Consider the following 20,181-nt stretch of genomic DNA (forward strand, 5'->3'; position numbering starts at 1 on the left):
GCACCACCGTGCGAACATGCGCGTCATGCCCCCGCCAAGCCCGGCCGCCCCCGGATCGCGCACCGCCCTGCACCACGCCGTGCGGCTGGTCGCGCTGCTCAATCTCGCCTACTTCGGGGTGGAGTTCGCGGTCGCGCTGGCGATCGGTTCGGTCTCGCTGTTCGCCGACAGCATCGATTTTCTCGAGGACGCCTCGGTCAACCTGCTGATCTTCCTCGCGCTCGGCTGGTCGCCTGCCGCACGGGCGCGGGTGGGCATGGCCCTGGCCGTGATCCTGCTGGTGCCGGCGCTTGCGCTGTTGTGGGCGCTGTGGCGCAAGCTGCAATTGCCGCTGCCGCCCGCGCCACTGCCGCTGTCAGTCACCGGCCTGGGCGCGCTGGTCGTGAACCTGGCTTGTGCCCTGGTGCTGGCGCGCTTCCGCCATCACGCCGGCAGCCTCACCCGTGCCGCCTTCCTCTCGGCGCGCAATGATGCGTTCGCCAACGTGGCGATCGTGCTGGCCGGTGGCGCGACGGCCTGGACCGGCTCGGCCTGGCCGGACGTGATAGTGGGTATGGGCATCGCGGCGATGAACGCGGACGCGGCGCGCGAGGTATGGGAGGCGGCGCGCGACGAACATCGCCAGGCGCAGGCGTAGCCGGCGCTGGGGACGCTTTCAGCCAGGCCAGGTCTTGCGGAAAACGCGGGTGGGCTCAAGCCCGCCCAACGTTGCGCTTCAGTGCGCGTGGCCGATGCCCGAGTCGCCCTGCTCCAGCGGCGGCGGCGTGCCGGCCACGGCGAGCAGCGACTGGGCGTACCCATCTTCCATGCTGATCGTGGACACCTCGTCCCAGGCGAAGAACGAAGCCTCGCGCAGCCATTCGGCGTCGGGGCTGATCTCCTGCAGGGTGAAGCCGTCCTCTTCCACGCCGACCAGCCGACCGATGTAGCAGACCTCGGCCTCGTCCTCGCTGTCCACGTGCACGCCGATCACCGGCGCCACGCGACCGGCCGCCTGCACCACCTCGCGGATCGAGTCGAGCGGAAACCCGCGTGGCGTGCGCGGCAGCAGCTGCTTGAGCTTGAGCGCCTTCTCCATGAACACATGGTGCTTGTCCGGCGCCTCCAGCTCGGAGACGTCGCGGTGGCGCATCACGTACATGCCGTCGTAGGTGATGCCGTCGCCGACCACCCACAACAGGAAGAACTCGCGTCCCACGCCGCCGACGTAGCCGCAGAAGCTGCCGTGCTCGAGCTCGGCGCGCCACAGCCGGATCAGCTGCTGGTTCTGCTGCGCCTCGCGCAGCTGTGCACGCTGGCCGGTGGTTTTGAGTTCAATGACCTTGCCCATGACAGGAATTTTACCAGACGGGGCTCTGCAGCTTGTTCAGAGGATGTAACGGCTAAGGTCCTGGTCTTTCACGAGCGATCCCAGGTTCTTGTCCACCTGTTCGGCGTCGATCAGGTACTTTTCACCGGATTTGTCCGCTGCCTCGAAAGAGATTTTCTCCAGCAGCCGCTCCATCACCGTGTGCAGGCGACGGGCGCCGATGTTCTCCGTGCGCTCGTTCACCTGGCAGGCGACCTCGGCCAGGCGGTCGACGCCCGAGTCGGTGAACTCGATCGACACGCCTTCGGTGGACAGCAACGCCACGTACTGCTTGGTGAGTGCGTTGTGCGGCTCGCGAAGGATGCGTTTGAAGTCGTCGATCGACAGCGCGGAAAGCTCGACGCGGATCGGCAGGCGCCCCTGCAGCTCGGGGATCAGGTCCGAGGGCTTGGACAGCGAGAACGCGCCCGAGGCGATGAACAGCATGTGGTCGGTCTTGATCGGGCCGTACTTGGTCGAGACCGTCGAGCCCTCCACCAGCGGCAGCAGGTCGCGCTGCACGCCCTCGCGCGAGACGCCGGCGCCGCCCCACTCGGAGCGCTGCGCGACCTTGTCGATCTCGTCGATGAAGACGATGCCGTTCTGCTCGGCCGCCTCGACCGCCTGGGCGCGGATCTCCTCCTCGTTGACCAGCTTGCCGGCCTCTTCCTCGACCAGCAGCGGGCGCGCGGCCTTGATCGGCAGCTTGCGCGACTGCGTGCGCGCGCCTCCGAGGTTCTGGAACATCTGGCGCAGTTGCTGGCCCATCTCCTCCATGCCTGGCGGCGACATGATCTCCACGCCCACGTTCATGGCGAAGTCCAGCTCGATCTCGCGTTCGTCCAGAGCGCCCTCGCGCAGTTGCTTGCGCAGTTTCTGGCGGGTGTCGCTGTCGGCCGAAGACACGGTCAGGTCGTGCGACCAGTCGCTGGCGGTCTGCCGGCGCGGCAGCAGCGCATCGAGGATGCGGTCCTCGGCGCGGTCCTCGGCCTGCGAGCGGACCCGCTTGGTCGCCTGCTCGCGGGTGAGTTTGTAGGCCACGTCGGCCAGGTCGCGCACGATCGACTCGACGTCCTTGCCGACATAGCCCACCTCGGTGAACTTGGTCGCCTCCACCTTCACGAACGGCGCGTTGGCCAGCGTGGCCAGGCGGCGCGCGATCTCGGTCTTGCCCACGCCGGTGGGCCCGATCATCAGGATGTTCTTGGGCGTGACCTCGTTGCGCATCTCGGGATCGAGCTGAATGCGCCGCCAGCGGTTGCGCAACGCGATGGCGACGGCACGCTTGGCGTCATTCTGGCCGACGATGAAGCGGTCGAGTTCGTTGACGATTTCGCGGGGAGTGAGTTCGGACATGGGGGGGGCCGGGATTCGTGATTCGGGATTTGGGATTCGGAAAAGCAGGCGGTCTTCCGCCGGATGTGGAACTCGGTTGTTACGAATCCCGAATCCCCTCTCCCGAATCCCGACCATCGGCAAGCTCTTCGATGGTCGTGCTGTGATTGGTGTAGATGCAGATGTCGCCGGCGATCTTCAGCGCCTTCTCGACGATCTGGCGCGCGTCCATGTCGGTGTTCTCCAGCAGCGACAGCGCGGCGGCCTGCGCGTAGGGGCCGCCGGAGCCGATCGCGATCAGGCCGTGCTCGGGCTCGAGCACGTCACCGTTGCCGGAGATCAGCAGCGAGGCGTCCCGGTCAGCCACCGCCAGCATCGCCTCGAGCTTGCCGAAGCGCCGATCGGTGCGCCATTCCTTGGCCATCTCCACCGCGGCACGGACGAGGTTGTTGCCATGCTTGTCCAGCTTCTGCTCGAACAGCTCGAACAGGGTGAAGGCGTCCGCGGTGGCGCCGGCGAAACCCGCCAGCACGTCGCCCTTGCCGAGGCGGCGGATCTTGCGGGCATTCGACTTCATCACGGTGTTGCCCAGGGTGACCTGCCCGTCGCCGCCCAGCACGACGCGCCCGCCGCGGCGGACCGAGAGGATGGTGGTGGCGTGGAACGATTCCATGGGGGCTCCGCGAAAGGCTCGAGCGGGCATACATGGGGTCGCGCGGTTGGCCTTCAACGTGGCCGCGACAGCGCCGGGGCGGCCGAGGCGCGACAGGCGCCAGAAAGCGGAGTCGCGGAACCGAAGCGTATCGGGAGCCCCGGCCCTCTTCCCGCGGGGGAGGAGGACCCGGTTGCGCTCAAGCCTTGCGCCGCGCGCGCGGGTGTGCGGCGTCGTAGACCTTGGCCAGGTGCTGGAAATCCAGGTGCGTGTAGATCTGCGTGGTGGCGATGTCGGCGTGGCCGAGCAGTTCCTGCACGGCGCGCAGGTCGCCGGAGGACTCCAGCATGTGGCTGGCGAAGGTGTGGCGCAGCAGGTGCGGATGCACGCGCTTGGCGAAGCCCTGCGCCAGCGCCAGCTGCTTCAGGCGCGCCTGCACGGTGCGCGGGCTGATCGGCGCACCCGCGCGGCCGCGAAACACCGGCGCGGCCGGCGTCATGCCCCCGGCCTGGCCGAGCGCGCGCAATGCGGCCACGGCATGACTCCCGACCGGCACGATACGGGTCTTGGCGCCCTTGCCGAGCACGCGCACTTCGCCCTCGTCCAGACTCAGCTCGCCCCAGCGCAGACCGCACAGTTCGGACAGGCGCAGGCCGGAGGAATAGAACAGTTCCAGCATGGCGCGGTCGCGCAACGCCAGCGCACCCTCGCCCGGGTTCTCCACCAGCGCACCGGCCTCGTCCACGTCCAGCACCTGCGGCAGCTTGCGGTGCACCTTCGGGCCGCGCACGCCGGCGGCCGGGTCGTGCGCCAGCAGGCCCTCGCGGCCGAGCTGGCGGAACAGGCTGCGGCAGGAGGACAGCAGGCGCTGCAAACTCTTCGGCGACAGGCCGGCGCGGTGCCGGGCGGCCACGAACGCACGCATGCGGTGCGCGTCCAGCGCCGCGAAATCGCCGATGCCCTGCGTTTCCATCCAGCCAAGCAGCTTGTCCAGGTCGCGCCGGTAGGCCGCCACCGTGTGCGCCGACGCCTGGCGCTCGCCGGCGAGCCGGCCCAGCCAGGCCTCGACCTGCGCGCGCGCGGTGCTGCTCAGGCGAGCTCCTGCGAGCGCGTCAGTGCGGCGCCCACCGTGGCGGCGAGCATCTTCAGGAACAGCGTGCCCATGCCCGGCTGGAAGTGGTTCGGATCGGCACTGCCCAGGGCCAGCAGGCCCAGCTCGCCGAGCGGCATCACCGCGGCCGAGTGCACCTCCGGCGCATGGTCGCCGAACAGGCGATACAGGCGTTCGGCCGACAGCCGCCCGACCAGCGGCTCGTGGTTGCCCTGGAAGCCGGCAAACTCGGTCAGCGCGGCGCGACCACCGGGCTCGACCACCAGCCACTCGGCCGGCGGCAGGCCATGGGCATGGCCGAACAGCAGCAGCCGCACCTGCTCGATGTGGAAGTCGCTGGCCAGCCGGCTGATCACGCTGCGGGCGGCCAGCGCGGGGGTGGCCGCCCGCAGCATCGTCACGTGCAGCTCGTGTACGCGCTGCATCAGCCGCTCGTTGTCGGCTGCGATGGCGACGAGCTCGGCCAGCCGGCGCTCGAGCTCGGCGTTCTTCTCGCGCAGCTGCTGCAGCTGGTACATCGCCAGCGAGGCCACCGGGCCCTCGCTGCGCGGCAACGTCAGCTGCGCGGCCAGGTCCGGGTAGTCGGCCAGGAAGTGCGGATGGCGCTTGAGGTACGCGGCAACCGCGGTGGCGCCGGGGATCTCGTCGAGCAGGGTGTCGGGCATGGAGCGACCTAGGCAAACGTCAGGCGGCGAATCGGCCTGGCCTGAGTGTGCGACGCCCGCGCCCGCGCATCAATCGCCTGTGCGGAATCCGGGGGGTAACCGGCCTCTGCCGCGTCCTGCGGCGGGCCGGAGCCTTCCTACCGGGGGCCCGGCAGCCACTCGCCCTCGAAGGCGAACGCGGCCGGGCCGGTCATCCACAGTGTCGTGCCCGGGCCAGGCCAGTCGATCTGCAGGCGTCCGCCGGGCAGATCGATCTGCACGCTTTCGTCCACCTGACCACGCCGCCGCAGCACCGCCATGGCTGCGCAGGCGCCGGTGCCGCAGGCTTGCGTCCAGCCGCTGCCGCGCTCGTGCACGCGCAGGCGCAGGTGGCCGCGGCCGAGGATCTGCACGAAACCGGCATTGGCACCCGCGGGAAAGCGCGGGTGGCCAGTGAGTTGCGGGCCCAGCCGCTCGAGCGCGGGATCGGCCAGGTGCTCGACCGCGACCACCACGTGCGGGTTGCCCATCGACACCACACCGACCTGCACGGTGCCTTCGTCCAGCGAGAGCGGATAGAACGCGGCCGGACCCTCCGCCGTGAACGGAACGCGCGCCGGCTCGAACACCGGCTCGCCCATGTCCACGGTCACGCGGTGTGCGTCGAGCACGCGGACGCTGACCGGACCGGAGGGACTTTCGATGCGCACCGGCCTGTCCAGTGCCAGCGCACCGGCGCGGTGCAGCCAGGCCGCCACGCAGCGCACCCCGTTGCCGCACTGGCCCGAAGGCGTGCCGTCGGCGTTCCAGATGCCGTAGTAGAACGCGCAGGATGGATCGCGAGGCGCTTCCACGCTGAGCAGCTGGTCGCAGCCGATGCCCGTGTGGCGATCGGCCAGCGCGCGGATCTGTACCGTCGGCAAGGCCAGCGGCGCCTGGCGCGCGTCGACCACGACGAAGTCGTTGCCGATGCCGTGCATCTTGGAAAAGCGCATGGCCGTCAGTCGGGCAGCGACGCGCTCGTGGCCGGCGCCGGTGCGGAGGCGGCCGGCGCCACCGTAGGGCCCGGCTGCCCCGGCGGCAGCACCAGCGGGCCCTTGTTGCCGCAACCGGCGAGCAGGCCCGCGGCCAGCAGCAGGGCAGTGCGGAGGATGGATCGGCGCATCGGGCTTCCTCGACGGGGCGGCGGCTATGATGCGCGCATCATAACGTTGCGGATTGCCTTCGATGGATTGGGCCACGCTGTTGCAGCTGCCAAGCACCCTGCTGTGGATCCTCGCCGCGCTGGCGCTGATCTTCGCGCTCGTCCAACTGGCCAAGCTGGGCCGTCGCCTGCGGGCACGCCGGCCGTTCGCGGCGATCCTGCGCATGCTGTTCCTGCTGGTGGGCCTGGGCCTGGCGCTGCTGCTGGCCGGAGCCGGCTGGAGCCTGCGCGGCTACCGCCTGCTCGGCGAGGAAGCGCCGGTGGTGACCGTCGATGCGCGCATCCTCTCGCCGCAGCGCTGGGTGCTCACACTGACCTGGCCCGACGGCCAGCGCCGCGACGTGGCCCTGGCCGGCGATGCCTGGCGCATCGAGGCACTGGTGCTCAAGTGGAAGCTGCCCGCCGTGCTCGCCGGCCTGCCCCCGCTGTATCGGCTGGATCGCCTGTCCGGCCGCTATGACGACCCGACCGAAGAGATGACCGGGCTACGTACGGTGGTCGACTTCCGCGAGGCCGGCGAGGGCGACCTGGTCACGCTCGCCCGCGCCCATCCGGACTGGTTGCCGATGGTCGACACCGTCTACGGCAGCGGCGCCTACCTGCCGCTGGTCGACCGTGGCCACTACACGGTGCGCCTGATGCGCACCGGTGCGCTGGTGGCACGACCGGACGCGGCGACGACCGAGCGCATCGCCGACCCGCTCTGAGGCGACGCTTCGGCCCGGGCCAGGTCGACGGCCCGCGGTTCGGGGCGAACTTCAGGAACCGGCGAGGTCCTTTTCGTAACGCCAGGCGCCTTCGCCATCCTCGTAATAGCCGGCGTAGCTGCCGATGCGGCGATAGCCGGCGCGCTCGTAGAGCGCCATGGCCGCGATGTTGTCCATCCGCACTTCCAGGCGCAGCGCACGGCAGCCGCGCGCGCGGGCGGCGTCTTCGGCGGCCGCCAGCAGGCTTGCACCGATGCCACGCCCGCGCGCGGCCGCGGCGGTGGCGATCGAATACAACCGCGCGCGCGAGCTGCCGGTGCGGAAGAACACCAGCGCGCTGCCGAGCAGGCCTTCACCCGGCGTGTCGGCCACCAGAACAGTCGCGCGCGGACTGGCCAGGTGGCGCCGGTACTGCGCACGGCTCATGCGATCGCCACGGAAGGCGTGCAGTTCCAGCGCCACCAGGGCATCCAGATCGGAAACCGTGGCCGGGCGCACGGGCGTGGAAGGCAGGTTCGGGACCAAGCGCGATGCTCCTGAGGGCTTGCATACCGTAGCGTGGGCTTGACACCCACCGGCGCGCAACGGTTGAGGCCCACCCCGCGGAGTACGGCATGCTGAATGCCGTCGCGCTTCACCGTTGCGCGCCACCACGCCTATGCCCACACTTCGCGTTTGCGCCCCGCCGCCTGGTTCCGCAGTGCGAGGGGCTTTTCCTTTGGGTGTTGCGAGGTGCCATGACCCGCCTGGTGATCGTCGTCGAGAAAGCCTCCGACTGGAGCGCCTACTACCCGTCCGTGGATGTCATGAGCGCAATGGACTATTTGCGCGAACCGGTTGGCGGCGACGACGAACGCACCCACGTGATCAACCTGTGCCGCAGTTACAAGTACCTGGGCACGGGCTACTACGTCTCGCTGCTGGCGGAGGCGCGCGGGCACAAGGTGCTGCCCTCGGTGCGCACCATCAACGACCTGCGCCGGCGCTCGCTGTACGGCCTGGACATCGAGGACCTCAACAGCAAGCTGACCCACTTCCTGCCCGCCGGCGGGCGCGACACCACCGATTTCGGCATCCTGGTGTACTTCGGCGAGACCGCCTATCCGGCGCTGCAGGACCTGGCGCGGCAGTTGTTCGAGATGTTCCCCTGTCCGCTCTTGCGCATCGAGTTCGAGCGCGAGCGGGTGTGGCAGGTCGCCTCGATCAAGCCGGTCGGCCTGCACACGCTGGACGATGCGCAGGAAGACGCCTTCGCCGCGGAGCTGGACCGTTTCTCGCGCAAGCTCTGGCGCAAGCCGCGCACGCGCAAGCTGTACCGCTACGACATCGCGATGCTGGTCGATCCGGACGAGGCGATGCCGCCGTCGAACAAGAAGGCGCTCAAGAGCTTCATCGCCGCCGGCAAGGACCTGGGCATCGAGGTCGACCCGATCGGCAAGATCGACTACCCGCGCCTGGCCGAGTACGACGGCCTGTTCATCCGCGAGACGACCGCCTCGGACAACCACACCTACCGCTTCGCCCACCGGGCCGAAAAGGAAGGCATGGTGGTGATCGACGATCCGACCTCGATCCTGCGCTGCACCAACAAGATCTTCCTCAACGACCTGATGGTCTCGCGCAAGCTGGCCGTGCCGCGCACCGAGATCCTCTACCGCGACCATGCCAAGGCCTGGAAGGACACCGCCGCCAAGCTCGGCTTTCCGCTGGTGCTGAAGATCCCCGACGGCTCTTTCTCGCGCGGCGTGGTGAAGGTCGAAAACGAGGACGCGCTTGAAAAGGCCGCCGGCGAGCTGTTCTCGCACAGCGCGCTGCTGCTTGCGCAGGAATTCGTCTACACCGAGTTCGACTGGCGCATCGGCGTGCTCAACCGCCAGCCGCTGTACGCCTGCAAGTACTACATGTCGCGCGGGCACTGGCAGATCTACAACCATGGCGCCAAGGGCACGGCCAAGTCCGGCGGCTTCGAGACCGTGCCGGTGCGCGATGCGCCGGCGGAAGTGGTCAAGCTCGCGCTCAAGGCGACCCAGGCGGTCGGCGACGGCCTGTACGGTGTGGACCTGAAGCAGGTGGGCAACAAGCCGGTGGTGATCGAGGTCAACGACAACCCGTCGATCGACGCCGGCGTGGAGGATGCCTACCTGGGCGCCGACCTGTACCGGCGCATCATGCAGGAGTTCCTGCGGCGCATGGAGCACAAGCGCCTGGGCATCGGGCGATAGTCGCCGGGTGCCTGCGGCGGCGCCCTCGGGCGCGACTGCCCATCCGGTGCTCGCCGCGCAGCGGCATCCCGGCCGCGTCCAGGGGGTTTCCTACGAGGCGCTGGCCGCCGGCGTGCGCTCGCCCAGCAGCAGCGCCGGCACCTGCGCCGCGGGCAACGGCCGCACGAACAGGAAACCCTGGCCGATCTCGCAACCGGCCTCGCGCAGCCACGCCGCCTGCGCCTCGGTCTCGATGCCCTCGGCCACCGTGGTCAGGCGCAGCTTGCGCGCCAGCGCGATGATCGCCTCGGTAATGTCGCGGTCGGCCGGGTTGTGCGCGGCGCCCTGAACGAAGCTCTGGTCGATCTTGATCGTCTGCGTGGGCAACTGGCGCAGGTGGCTCAGGCTGGAGAAGCCGGTGCCGAAGTCGTCGATCGCCATGCGGAAGCCGAGTGCCTCGAGCTGGCGCAACTGGCGCAGGGTGTGCTCGGCGTTCTTCATCGCCGCCGATTCGGTGATCTCGAACTCGATCAGGCTCGGATGCAGGCCGAACTCGCGCAGCGTGCCCAGCAGGCCGCTGACGAAATGGCCGTCCTGGATCTCCTGCAGCGACACGTTGATCGCCACCGGCACCAGCGGCAGCCCGCGCGCGCGCCACTGGGCGAGCTGGCGCGCGACCTGCCGCAACACCGCGTTTCCCAGCTGCGCGATCAGCCCGCTGCCTTCGGCCAGCGGCACGAAGTGCTTGGGCAACAGCATGCCGCGCGCGGCATGTGGCCAGCGCGCCAGGGCCTCCAGGCCGACCACGCGCCGGCTCTCCAGCGCCACCTTCGGCTGGTAATGCACGATGATCTCGTCGCGCTGCAGCGCTTCGCGCAGCTCGGCCGAGAGCAGCAGCCGGTCGCGCGCCTGCTCGCTCATGCGCGGCTGGTAGAAGCAGTAGCCGGCCTTGCCGTGTTCCTTGGCGCTGTACATGGCCAGGTCCGCGTGGCGCAGCAGGCTGGCCGCGTCCTCGCCGTCGCGCGGGAACATCGCCACGCCGATGCTCGGGGTGGCGCTCACGCTGTGCGCGGCGACCGTCACCGGGCGACTGACCAGGCTGAGGATCTTCCGGCAGATCGCGCTCAGGTTGGCCTCGCTGCGGAAGCGCTCGAGCACCACCACGAACTCGTCGCCGCCGAAGCGCGCGACGGTGTCGCGGCTGCGCACGCTGGCGCGCAGGGCGTCGGCGACCGAGCGCAGGAACTCGTCGCCGACCTCGTGGCCGAGCGTGTCGTTGATCGATTTGAAGCCGTCCAGGTCGACGAACATCACCGCCACCTCGAAGCGTTCCTCGCGCGCCAGTGGCAGCAGCCGGTCGAGCAGGTCGAGCACGTTGGCGCGGTTGGGCAGCGCGGTCAGTTCGTCGTGGTAGGCCAGCCAGCTCAGCGCGTCACGGGCCTGGCCCAGCTCGCGCGAGATCGCCTCGGTGTGCCGCTGCAGCTGCCGGTGCGCCAGGCTCACGCCGAGCGTCAACAGCAGCAGCAGGCCCGAGACCAGGCTGACCGCGAGCCCGAGGCCCAGCCCGTGCAGCCCGTTGCGTGCCTGCAGGCTCACCGCATCGGGAGCGAAGCGCATCGCCGCCATGCCCAGGTAGTGCACGCCGGTGGCGGTGCCGCCGAGCATCAGCGCCGCCACCACGCGCAGCCACCAGCGACGGCGGCGCTCGCTGCGCCAGAGAATGCTGTGCAACCCGATCGCGGCGATCGAGCCGCCCAGCGCCAGCGCCACGGAGGCCACGGTCCAGGACAGGCGCCAGGCGATCGCCGGCTGCATGTCGAGCGCCCGCACGCCCAGGTAGTGCATCGCGCTCATGCCCAGGCCGAGCACGCCACCGGCGAGGATCGCGCCGTTGCGGGTCGGATGCCGTGCCAGCAGCCACAGCGTGGCGCCGGTGGCCAGCACGACCGGCACCGCCGACAGCGCGGTCTGCCGGCTGTCGTAACCGAGCGGGATCGGCACCTGCAGGGCAAGCATGCCGATGAAGTGCATCGCCCACACGCCCGAGCCCATCGCCAGCGCGCCAAATGCGGTCCACAGCACGGCGACCGGGCCGCGCGAGCGGGCGATCCGGCCGACCACGCTGAACGCGACGTAGGCATCGAGCGCGGCCAGCGCGAGCGAAAGCAACACCAGCCACGCGTTGTAACTGACCGCCATCATGCTCGGGTTGCAGGCCCCCTGCCGGACGCCAGCGCGTCGCGAGATCGATCGCGCGTTGTAGCACAACGGGAGGCACACGGGCGGGCGGATGCCTGCGCCCGCCTGAACGCTCAGCCGGCGGGCAGCGCCCAGGCGAGTCGCCGCACGCGCAGGCCCCCCAGCACGCACAGCGGCGCAAGCAGCAACCAGAACAGCGGGGCCCAGCCGAGCGCCTCGGTGTGCGCCGGCAGCGGTGTCAACGCGAGCAGGAAGGCCCCAAGCAGGAGCCACAGTCCGGCAGCGGCGGCGAGCTGGAACGCGAACGTCTGGGAACGGTACACGGGCATGGCGGGAAGCTCCGGCAGGACGGGGAAGGCGATCCTGCGGAGCGGGCATCTCAGCGGCTGCGACGCACCCCCGCGCGCACCTAGAATGCGCGCACCAACCGCCCCCAGGACGCCCATGCCCCACGGCACCGACCTCCTCCCCCCACGCTACGCGGTGTTCGGCCACCCGGTCGGCCACTCGCTGTCGCCGGCAATCCACCGCATGTTCGGCGAACAGTGCGGGGTGGCGCTCGAGTACACCGCCATCGACGTGACGCCCGCAGCCTTCGACGACGCAGTCCGCCGCTTCCTGGCCCACGCCCACGGCGCCAACGTCACCTTGCCGCACAAGGCCGCGGCCCTCGCGCTGGCCGACGAGTGCAGTGCGGCGGCCCGTCGCGCCGGCAGCGCCAACGTCCTGACCCGTCTTCCGGACGGTCGCCTGGCTGCGCACAACACCGACGGCGCGGGGCTGGTGCGCGACCTCACCGGGCGCCAGCAGTGCGCGCTGCGCGGCCGTCGCGTGCTGTTGCTCGGCGCCGGCGGCGCCGCACGCGGCGTGGCATGGGACCTGCTCGACGCGGGGGTGGGGGAGCTGACCATCGTCAACCGCACGCCGGACACCGCCGCGGCACTCGCCGGCGCATTGGGCGTCGCGCGCGTCCGCGCGCGCTACTGGCAGGACCTGGCCGAGCTGGGCAGCTTCGACCTGATCGTGCACGCCACCTCGGCCGGCGTGCTCGGCCAGCCGCTGGTATTGCCGCACGGCCTGGCCACCGCGCAGACGGTCGGCTACGACCTGTCCTACGGCAGTGCCGCGCAAAGCTTCCTCGCCTGGGCCCGCGCCGCCGGCGTCAGGACGGCCTGCGACGGACTGGGCATGCTGGTGGAGCAGGCCGCCGACGCCTTCGTGTTGTGGCACGGTCGCCGGCCGGACACAGACCCGGTGTACGCGCACCTGCGTACGACTGGAGCCTGACGGGCGCAGCAGCGATCCGTGCGCCGTGCGGTGGCCGATGCGCGGATTCCTGGCCTCGCAACGCCTCGCGCGCCGCCGCGCGCAACGGTCACCCGCGTGCTCGACGGCGGGATAACCGCCACGGGTCACGCTGCTGCAACCTGCCCTCGCTACCGTGCGCCCGCCGCGCCCATGCGCGGGTCACTGGCGATCCCTGCATGTCCGTTTCCTTCGCGCCCCGTCGCCACCCGTGGCTGGTCGCCGCCGCCGTTCTCCTGCTGCTGGCCGCATCGGGCCTGTACCGGTGGCCGGCACCGGTACAGCCAGATGATGACGCCGGCGGCCGCGGCATCCTGCTTGCACTGGCGCAGGCGGCCGAGCGCGACCACCGCCTGCTCGCCCCGGCAGGCAGCAACGCCTATGAGTTCTACCTGAGCGTGCTTGGCCTGGAACCGGACGATGCGTCCAGCCGCGAGACCCTCAGGCGGCTGTTCCCGGCCGGTACGCGGGAGGTCGAGCAGGCGATCGACCGGGGCGAGCTGGACGAAGCCGAACGCGAGCTGCGTCTGCTGCGCGATTTCGACGCCGACAACTATCTGCTGGCGCTGCTGGCGGGCAAACTCGCCGCGCAGCGCCGGCTCGAGGCGCGCCGGCACGAGGCGCGCGCGGCGTTCCTGCAGCGACGCCAGCCCGTTCAGTCGGCCAGGTAGGCGTCCTTCAGCCGGATGTAGTGCTCGGCCGAGTAATGCAGCTGTTCCACCTGTTTGTCGGTGAGCAGGCGGACGCACCGGGCCGGGTTGCCCAGCCACAGCTCGCGCTCGCCCACCACCTTGCCCGGCGGGATGACCGCGCCGGCGCCGACGAAGCCGTGCCTCCTGACCACTGCGCCGTCGAGCACGGTCGCGTGCATGCCGATCAGGCAGTAGTCCTCCAGCGTGCAGGCGTGCACCACCGCGGCATGGCCGACCGTCACGCCCTCGCCGATCAGGCAGGGGAAGCCCGGGCCATAGGGGCCTTCGTGGCTGACGTGCACGATGGTGCCGTCCTGGATGTTGGTGCGCGCGCCGACGCGGATGTAATGCACGTCTCCGCGCAGCACCACGCCCGGCCATACCGAGACGTCGTCGCCCAGCACCACGTCGCCGATCACGCTGGCGGCCGGGTCCATGTACACGCGCTGGCCGAGGGTGGGCGTGACGCCCTTGTAGATACGCAGGTTGTTCATCCGGCGAATTGTAAGTGAGTACCCGCCCGCGGCGCCCGCACGGCTTGAATTCGCCCGGCCCGGTCGCCACGCTGGGACGATCCGAAGGAGTGTTTCATGGACCAAGAAAACCCGCTGCTGGCCGACCGCCCACTGCCCGCCTTCTCGCAGATCGCGCCCGGGCACGTGGAACCGGCGATAGACGCCATCCTGGCAGACTACCGCGCCGGCATCGACGCGCTCACCGCCGCCGATGCGCCGAAGGATTTCGACACGGTGATGCTGACCCAGGAGCGGCTGGAACAGCGCCTGGCACACGCCTGGGCGCCGGTCGGCCACCTGCACGCGGTGGCCGACAGCGAGGCATTGCGCGCCGTGTACGGCCCGGCCGAGGAGAAGCTCACCGAGCACGCCATCGAGCTGGGCCAGAACCGCGCGCTGTACGCGGCGGTGCAGGCGCTTGCCGACGCGCCGTCGTTCGCCACGCTGCCGCGCCCCGAGCGCGCGCTGGTCGAGCACGCGCTGCGCGACTTCAGGCTCTCCGGCGTGGCGCTGGAGGAGCCGGCGCGCTCGCGCTACCGCGAGATCGGCGTGACGCTGTCGCGCCTGTCCACCGAATTCGCCAACGCGGTGCTCGATGCCACCGAAGCCTGGCACGAGCACGTCACCGACGAGCGCGACCTGGCCGGCGTACCCGAGTCCGCGCGTGGCGTGCTGCGCCGGTACGCGGCCGAACAGGAGCTGGAGGGCTTCCTGGTGACCCTCAAGCAACCCAGCGTGCAGGCGGTGCTGACCTATGCCGACAACCGCGCGCTGCGCGAGCGCGTGTACTGGGCCTACCAGACCCGCGCCTCCGACCAGGGCCCAGACGCCGGCAAGTTCGACAACGGCGAACGCATCGAACAGATCATGGAGCTCCGCCACGAGGCCGCACGGCTGCTGGGCTTCGCCAATGCGGCGGAAGAGTCGCTGGCGACCAAGATGGCCGGCTCCCCCGCCGAGGTGCTGGAATTCCTGCACGACCTGGCCGCGCGCGCGCGGCCGGTGGCCCAGCAGGAGCTGGACGAACTGCGCGCCTGGGCGCAGGCCGAGCTCGAGCTGGACAACCTCGAACCCTGGGACGTGGCGTACGTCTCCGAGAAGCTGCGCCAGCAGCGCTACGCGCTGGACGAGGAACAGCTCAAGCCCTACTTCCCGCTACCGGCGGTGCTCGAGGGGCTGTTCGCCCTCACCGGCAAGCTCTACGGCATCACGCTGAGCCACCGCGAGGGCGTCGACGTGTGGCATCCGGACGTTCGCTACTACGACGTGCGCGATGCCGACGGGCGCGTCTTCGCCGGCGCCTATGTCGACCTCTACGCACGCAACGGCAAGCGTGGCGGCGCCTGGATGGACGTTTGCCGCGCGCGCTTCGACGATGCGGCGCAACACCAGCTGCCGATCGCCTTCCTGACCTGCAACTTCGCGCCCCCCACCGAAGGCCGCCCGGCGCTGCTCAAGCACGACGACGTGCTGACCCTGTTCCACGAATTCGGCCATGGCCTGCACCACCTGCTGACCGAGATCGCGCTGCCCTCGATCGGGGGCATCGACGGCGTCGAGTGGGACGCGGTGGAACTGCCCAGCCAGTTCATGGAGAACTTCGGCTGGAACCGCGAGGCGCTGGACCTGTTCGCGCGCCACTGGCAGACCGGCGAGCCGCTGCCGGAGGAGCTGTACCGGCGCATGCTCGCCGCAAGGCATTACCACGCCGGCCTGTTCCTGGTGCGCCAGCTGGAATTCGCGTTGTTCGACTTCCTGCTGCATCTGGAATACGACCCCACCCGTGGTGCGCGCACCATGGAAGTGCTGGAGGAAGTGCGCCACCAGGTGGCGGTGCTGTACCCGCCGGCGTGGCAGCGCTTCCCGCATGCCTTCACGCACATCTTTTCCGGTGGCTACGCGGCCGGCTACTACAGCTACCTGTGGGCCGAACTGCTCAGCGCCGATGCCTTCGGTGCCTTCGAGGAACTGACCGAACGCGGCGGCAGCGTGATCGACCAGGCTACCGGCGAGCGCTTCCGCCGCGAGATCCTGGCCGTCGGCGCCAGCCGCCCAGCGCTGGAAAGCTTCATCGCCTTCCGCGGCCGCAAGCCGGAGCCGGAGGCCCTGTTGCGCAGCCACGGGCTGACCTGAAGCTTTCCCGCTGGCACGACCGCGCGCCTGATGGGCGTGCGGCGTGCACAGCGGCGTTCCTGCGAAAGCATCACTCTTTCATCCGTTCTGAATGCCCTGCCCGTGACCCTACGGGCAAGCTGGGCTGACAGGAACCGGAATGGGTTTTCTCGGATGGATGGCGACGGGCGGCGCCTTGTTGATGGTCGTGACGCTGGCGGCCGGATGGATCCGGCCGCTGCCGCTCACGCAGTTCGCGCTCTACCTGGGGGTCGGCGTGGCGGTCGGGCCGTGGGGCTTGTACCTGGTCGGCGTCAATTTCCTCGCCGACGCCTCCTGGCTGCAGCGGCTGACCGAGGTCGCGCTGATCATTTCGCTGTTCGCCGGCGGCCTGAAGCTGCGCGTACCCTGGGGCGCGCGACCGTGGCGGGTTGCGCGGCGGCTGGCGTTTCCGGCGATGGCGTTGTCGATCGCCGGTACCGCGCTGGCGGCGCACCTGCTGCTGGCCCTGGACTGGCCACTGGCATTGCTGCTGGCGGCCATGCTGGCGCCGACCGATCCCGTGCTGGCCAGCACCATTGCGGTGGACAACGCAGCCGACCACGACGGCCTGCGCGTGGCGCTCTCCGGCGAGGCCGGCATGAACGACGGCAGCGCGATGCCGTTCCTGTTGCTCGGGCTCGCATGGCTGCACGGCTCGCTGTCATGGACGGCGCTGGGCGAATGGGCGCTGCTCGAACTGGTGTGGGGCGTGGGAGCCGGGATCGCGCTCGGCTTCGGGCTCGGCTGGCTGGTCGGCAGGCTGGGCACGCGACTGGTCAGCATGGGCCGCGACCCGGGTCCGGGGGCGCTGATCACCGCCGGTCTGATCGCGGTCACCTATGCCGCGGCCGAGTCGATCGGCGCACTAGGCTTCCTGGCCGTGTTCGCTGCCGGCGTGGGCATGCGCAAGGTGGAGGTTGGAGTGGTGCAGGAGCATCCGCACCCGAGGCTGCCGCGCGAGCGCGACGCCACCCGCACGCCACCGGCCGAGTTCGTGGTGCGCCCGGCGATGGACGGCGGCGTCGACCGTGACCAGCCGGTGGAGATCGTCGGCCAATTGGTCGCCGAGGCGCTCACTTTCGGCAACCTGATGGAGCACCTGCTGGGGCCGCTGCTGGTGCTGCTGCTGGGCATCGCGCTGGCGCGCCACTGGGAGCCGCAGGCGCTGCTGCTGGCCGGCGTGTTGTTCGTGGTTGTTCGCCCGCTTGCCACCTGGCTCACCACCATCGGCATGAAACTGCACTGGCGCCGCCGCCTTTTGCTGGGCTGGCTGGGCATCCGCGGCATCGGCGGGCTCAACTACCTGGCCTACGCGCTGCTGCACGGCCTGGAGGGCGACGCGGCACGGCTGGTCGCCGGTGTGGTGGTGACCACCATCACCCTGAGCGTGGTCATACACGGCTTCAGCGCGCAGCCGCTGCTGGCCTGGCGGCGCCGGGTCAGCGCGCAGCAACGGCACCAAGGGGCCGCGCGCGGATAACCCTGCCGGGCGCATCCCCTACAATGCGCCGATGAAGATCGCTTCCTGGAACGTGAACTCGCTGAAGGTGCGCCTGCCGCAGCTGACCCAGTGGATGGCCGAGGCGCAACCGGACATCGTGGCGCTGCAGGAAACCAAGCTGGAGGACGCCAAGTTCCCGGTCGACGAGCTGGCCGCGGCTGGCTATCGCGCGGTGTTTTCCGGGCAGAAGACCTACAACGGCGTGGCGGTTCTCGCCCGCGGCCACACGCCCACCGACGTGGTCACCGACATCCCCGGGCTGGACGACCCGCAGCGGCGCGTCCTGGCCGCCACCGTCGGCGACCTGCGCGTGGTCGACCTGTACGTGGTCAACGGCAAGGCGGTCGGCGACCCGAAGTACGACTACAAGCTGGACTGGCTCGCCAAGGTGCGCGAGTTCCTGGCGCGCGAGCACGAGCGCTACCCGAACCTGGTGGTGCTGGGCGACTTCAACATCGCGCCGGACGACCGCGACGTGCACGACCCGGTCGCCTGGCGCGACTCGGTGCTGTGCTCGGTGCCCGAGCGCGAGGCGCTCCATGCGATCACCGGCCTGGGCCTGTACGACAGCTTCCGCCTGTTCGAACAGGACGCCGGCCACCACAGCTGGTGGGATTACCGGCAAGGTGCCTTCCGCCGCAACCTGGGGTTGCGCATCGACCTGATCCTGCTCGGCGATGCGCTCAAGGGCGCCGCGCGTGCGGCCGCCATCGACCGCGGACCGCGCAAATGGGAACGGCCGTCCGATCACACCCCGGTGACGCTCGATCTGGATATCTGAGGAACGATGAACAGCACCCCGCCTGAAGAATGGCCCAGCTCCCTCACCGACGAGGAACTGGACGAGCTCGACCGCTACCTGCGTGGCCATGCCGACGAAGGGCGCCTGTTGCTCGACGGCGTGCACGGCATGCTTTCGGCGATCGCCGTCGGCCCGCTCGAAGTGCTGCCGGACGAGTGGCTGCCCGAGGTGCTGCACGATCCCTTCGTCGACGAGGCCGAGGGCAACCGCGTACTGGAACTGCTGGCCAAGTTGAACGACTCGATCCGCGTCGAGCTGGACGTCGACGCCTACGAGCCGATCCTGGGCGAAGTCGATACCGACACCGGCCCGGTGCTGTCGGCCGCCGGCTGGTGCGAGGGTTTCAGCCGCGGCATCGACCTGCGCGCCGTGTTGTGGGAGAAGCGCCTGGCCGAGGACCCGCAACTGATGGAGATGCTCGGGCCGGTGATGGCGCTGGCGGTGGACGAGGGCATCCTCTCGGCCGAGGCCGAGTTCGAGAAGCTCACCGATGAGGAATACGACGAGTGCCTGGCGCAGGTGGCCCCGGTGCTCGGCGCGGTCGACCACTACTGGCGCGAACACCCGGCCACCGAAGCGGAGCTGGCCGCGCTCGCGCGCACGCCCGCGCCGCCCGGCGAGGAAGCACCGCCGCCGCCGCGCCAGCGCAGCGGCCACTGGGTGCACTGAAACCACACCCTGGGGCCACCGGCGCCGTTCCAGCAAGCCACCTGGGCCGAGCTGCGCCGTGCCTTCACCCGGCTGGACCCCCTGTAGGAGCGCACCTGCGCGCGACCGGGAGGCGCATCGTCGCGCACGGGTGCGCTCCTGCAAAAGGCGGCGCCTGGCGAAACAATCCGTTCACGCCGCCACGCTTGGCCCCATTCGCCACCGGCCCCATGCTCATGGGCATCCTTCCACGCCGGAGGCGTTCCCCATGAGCCAACGCATCATCAGCCGCCGCGTGCGCGGCATCGACACCAACGACGGCGCCGGGGTGAAGCTCAAGCGCATCATCGGCCAGCCCAACCTGGACATGCTCGATCCGTTCCTGCTGCTCGACGAGTTCCGCTCCGACCAGGCCGGCGATTACATCGCCGGCTTCCCCGAGCATCCGCACCGCGGCTTCGAGACGGTCACCTACATGCTGGCCGGGCACATGCGTCACGGCGACAACCACGGCAACCAGGGCGACCTCGGTCCCGGTAGCGTGCAGTGGATGACCGCCGGGCGCGGCATCCTGCACTTGGAAATGCCGCAGCAGGAAAATGGCCTGATGTGGGGCTTCCAGCTGTGGGTGAACCTGCCGGCGGCGGACAAGATGACCGCGCCGCGTTACCAGGACATCGCGCCCGAGCGCATTCCGCAGGTGGAGCCGGCGCCGGGCGTGCAGGCGCGGGTGATCGCCGGGCGGCTGGGCGAGGCGATCGGTCCGGTGCAGGGCGTCGCCACCGAGCCGTTGTACCTGGACATCACGCTGGCCGCGGGCGCGCGCTTCGAACTGGACCTGCCCGCGGAGCACCACGCCTTCGCCTATGTGTTCGAGGGGGCGTCGGCCGAGGTCGGCGGCGAGCCGCTCGCACGCGGCGAACTGGCGGTGCTGTCCGAGGGCGACCGCCTGACCCTGGGCGCCGGCGCCAGTGCTGCGCGGTTGCTGGTGGTCGCCGGCCGGCCACTCAACGAGAGCGTCGCGCGTTACGGCCCGTTCGTGATGAACACCCCCGCGCAGATCCACGAGGCCATCGCCGACTTCCGCGCGGGGCGGTTCTGACGCCGCGCGCGTCGCCACCTGGCGGCCTCGACCCACCGGCTCGCTCGCGTGACAGGCCGGC

Annotated in this window: 21 protein-coding genes; 10 read left to right on the plus strand and 11 right to left on the minus strand. The window is 70.2% G+C overall.

Going from position 1 to position 20,181, the window contains the following annotated elements; translation table 11 throughout:
- Positions 1-25: 25 nt before the first annotated feature.
- Entirely contained in the window at positions 26-637 is a 612-nt protein-coding gene (locus tag LQ771_RS15015) for a cation efflux transmembrane domain-containing protein (protein WP_231350181.1), read from the plus strand.
- Between the two features lie 78 nt (positions 638-715).
- On the opposite strand, the gene LQ771_RS15020 is transcribed toward LQ771_RS15015, so the two are convergent.
- The 7 genes from LQ771_RS15020 to lptM form a co-directional block, all read right to left on the minus strand.
- Complete coding sequence (locus LQ771_RS15020; RefSeq protein ID WP_231350182.1) at positions 716-1,330, minus strand: hypothetical protein; 615 nt, start codon at positions 1,328-1,330, stop codon at positions 716-718.
- Positions 1,331-1,366: 36 nt separating this feature from the next.
- Entirely contained in the window at positions 1,367-2,704 is a 1,338-nt protein-coding gene (gene hslU / locus LQ771_RS15025) for an ATP-dependent protease ATPase subunit HslU (protein WP_231350183.1), read from the minus strand.
- Positions 2,705-2,783: 79 nt separating this feature from the next.
- On the minus strand, positions 2,784-3,356 hold the full coding sequence (gene hslV / locus LQ771_RS15030; protein ID WP_231350184.1) for an ATP-dependent protease subunit HslV: 573 nt from the start codon (positions 3,354-3,356) through the stop codon (positions 2,784-2,786).
- A gap of 178 nt (positions 3,357-3,534) precedes the next feature.
- Positions 3,535-4,428, minus strand: coding sequence for a tyrosine recombinase XerC (gene xerC, locus LQ771_RS15035; RefSeq protein WP_231351936.1), 894 nt, complete (start codon positions 4,426-4,428; stop codon positions 3,535-3,537).
- Positions 4,425-5,111: a DUF484 family protein gene (locus LQ771_RS15040; RefSeq protein ID WP_231350185.1), complete on the minus strand. Its 687-nt coding sequence runs from the start codon at positions 5,109-5,111 to the stop codon at positions 4,425-4,427. The genes xerC and LQ771_RS15040 overlap by 4 nt, the downstream gene beginning before the upstream one ends.
- A 137-nt stretch (positions 5,112-5,248) precedes the next feature.
- Positions 5,249-6,085: a diaminopimelate epimerase gene (gene dapF, locus LQ771_RS15045; RefSeq protein ID WP_231350186.1), complete on the minus strand. Its 837-nt coding sequence runs from the start codon at positions 6,083-6,085 to the stop codon at positions 5,249-5,251.
- A gap of 5 nt (positions 6,086-6,090) precedes the next feature.
- On the minus strand, positions 6,091-6,255 hold the full coding sequence (gene lptM, locus LQ771_RS15050) for an LPS translocon maturation chaperone LptM (RefSeq protein WP_231350187.1): 165 nt from the start codon (positions 6,253-6,255) through the stop codon (positions 6,091-6,093).
- A gap of 62 nt (positions 6,256-6,317) precedes the next feature.
- Between lptM and LQ771_RS15055 the strand changes: the two genes are divergently transcribed.
- Positions 6,318-7,001 (plus strand): hypothetical protein, encoded by a 684-nt coding sequence (locus LQ771_RS15055; protein WP_231350188.1) that lies wholly within the window; start codon positions 6,318-6,320, stop codon positions 6,999-7,001.
- A 51-nt stretch (positions 7,002-7,052) separates the two neighbouring features.
- Here LQ771_RS15055 and LQ771_RS15060 read toward each other — a convergent pair whose 3' ends face one another.
- Positions 7,053-7,526 carry a GNAT family N-acetyltransferase gene (locus tag LQ771_RS15060; protein WP_231350189.1) on the minus strand — a complete coding sequence of 158 codons (474 nt, stop codon included), beginning with the start codon at positions 7,524-7,526 and terminating at the stop codon, positions 7,053-7,055.
- A 212-nt stretch (positions 7,527-7,738) separates the two neighbouring features.
- On the opposite strand from LQ771_RS15060, the gene LQ771_RS15065 reads away from it, so the two are divergent.
- A complete protein-coding gene (locus LQ771_RS15065; RefSeq protein WP_231350190.1) occupies positions 7,739-9,223 on the plus strand; it encodes a RimK family protein in 1,485 nt (494 codons plus the stop codon).
- 90 nt (positions 9,224-9,313) lie between these two features.
- On the opposite strand, the gene LQ771_RS15070 is transcribed toward LQ771_RS15065, so the two are convergent.
- Both LQ771_RS15070 and LQ771_RS15075 read right to left on the minus strand, forming a co-directional pair.
- Positions 9,314-11,404, minus strand: a complete 2,091-nt coding sequence (locus tag LQ771_RS15070) for a putative bifunctional diguanylate cyclase/phosphodiesterase (RefSeq protein WP_231350191.1) — start codon at positions 11,402-11,404, stop codon at positions 9,314-9,316.
- Between the two features lie 110 nt (positions 11,405-11,514).
- The gene (locus LQ771_RS15075; protein ID WP_231350192.1) at positions 11,515-11,730 is read right to left on the minus strand and encodes a hypothetical protein; all 216 of its coding nucleotides are present in this window, start codon (positions 11,728-11,730) and stop codon (positions 11,515-11,517) included.
- 115 nt (positions 11,731-11,845) lie between these two features.
- Between LQ771_RS15075 and aroE the strand changes: the two genes are divergently transcribed.
- Both aroE and LQ771_RS15085 read left to right on the plus strand, forming a co-directional pair.
- Positions 11,846-12,688: a shikimate dehydrogenase gene (aroE, locus tag LQ771_RS15080; RefSeq protein WP_231350193.1), complete on the plus strand. Its 843-nt coding sequence runs from the start codon at positions 11,846-11,848 to the stop codon at positions 12,686-12,688.
- Positions 12,689-12,885: 197 nt separating this feature from the next.
- On the plus strand, positions 12,886-13,377 hold the full coding sequence (locus LQ771_RS15085) for an energy transducer TonB (RefSeq protein ID WP_231350194.1): 492 nt from the start codon (positions 12,886-12,888) through the stop codon (positions 13,375-13,377).
- On the opposite strand, the gene LQ771_RS15090 is transcribed toward LQ771_RS15085, so the two are convergent.
- Complete coding sequence (locus LQ771_RS15090; protein WP_231350195.1) at positions 13,362-13,892, minus strand: gamma carbonic anhydrase family protein; 531 nt, start codon at positions 13,890-13,892, stop codon at positions 13,362-13,364. The genes LQ771_RS15085 and LQ771_RS15090 overlap by 16 nt on opposite strands.
- A 96-nt stretch (positions 13,893-13,988) precedes the next feature.
- Between LQ771_RS15090 and LQ771_RS15095 the strand changes: the two genes are divergently transcribed.
- The 5 genes from LQ771_RS15095 to LQ771_RS15115 all read left to right on the plus strand — a co-directional run bounded on the left by LQ771_RS15095 (position 13,989) and on the right by LQ771_RS15115 (position 20,120).
- Positions 13,989-16,046 carry a M3 family metallopeptidase gene (locus LQ771_RS15095; RefSeq protein ID WP_231350196.1) on the plus strand — a complete coding sequence of 686 codons (2,058 nt, stop codon included), beginning with the start codon at positions 13,989-13,991 and terminating at the stop codon, positions 16,044-16,046.
- A 139-nt stretch (positions 16,047-16,185) separates the two neighbouring features.
- Entirely contained in the window at positions 16,186-17,547 is a 1,362-nt protein-coding gene (locus LQ771_RS15100; protein ID WP_231350197.1) for a cation:proton antiporter, read from the plus strand.
- 31 nt (positions 17,548-17,578) lie between these two features.
- Complete coding sequence (gene xth / locus LQ771_RS15105) at positions 17,579-18,349, plus strand: exodeoxyribonuclease III (RefSeq protein WP_231350198.1); 771 nt, start codon at positions 17,579-17,581, stop codon at positions 18,347-18,349.
- A 6-nt stretch (positions 18,350-18,355) separates the two neighbouring features.
- Complete coding sequence (locus LQ771_RS15110) at positions 18,356-19,039, plus strand: YecA/YgfB family protein (RefSeq protein ID WP_231350199.1); 684 nt, start codon at positions 18,356-18,358, stop codon at positions 19,037-19,039.
- A 247-nt stretch (positions 19,040-19,286) separates the two neighbouring features.
- Positions 19,287-20,120 carry a pirin family protein gene (locus LQ771_RS15115; protein ID WP_231350200.1) on the plus strand — a complete coding sequence of 278 codons (834 nt, stop codon included), beginning with the start codon at positions 19,287-19,289 and terminating at the stop codon, positions 20,118-20,120.
- Positions 20,121-20,181 lie beyond the last annotated feature (61 nt).

It is taken from the genome of Frateuria soli (assembly GCF_021117385.1).
GTDB lineage: Bacteria > Pseudomonadota > Gammaproteobacteria > Xanthomonadales > Rhodanobacteraceae > Frateuria_A > Frateuria_A soli.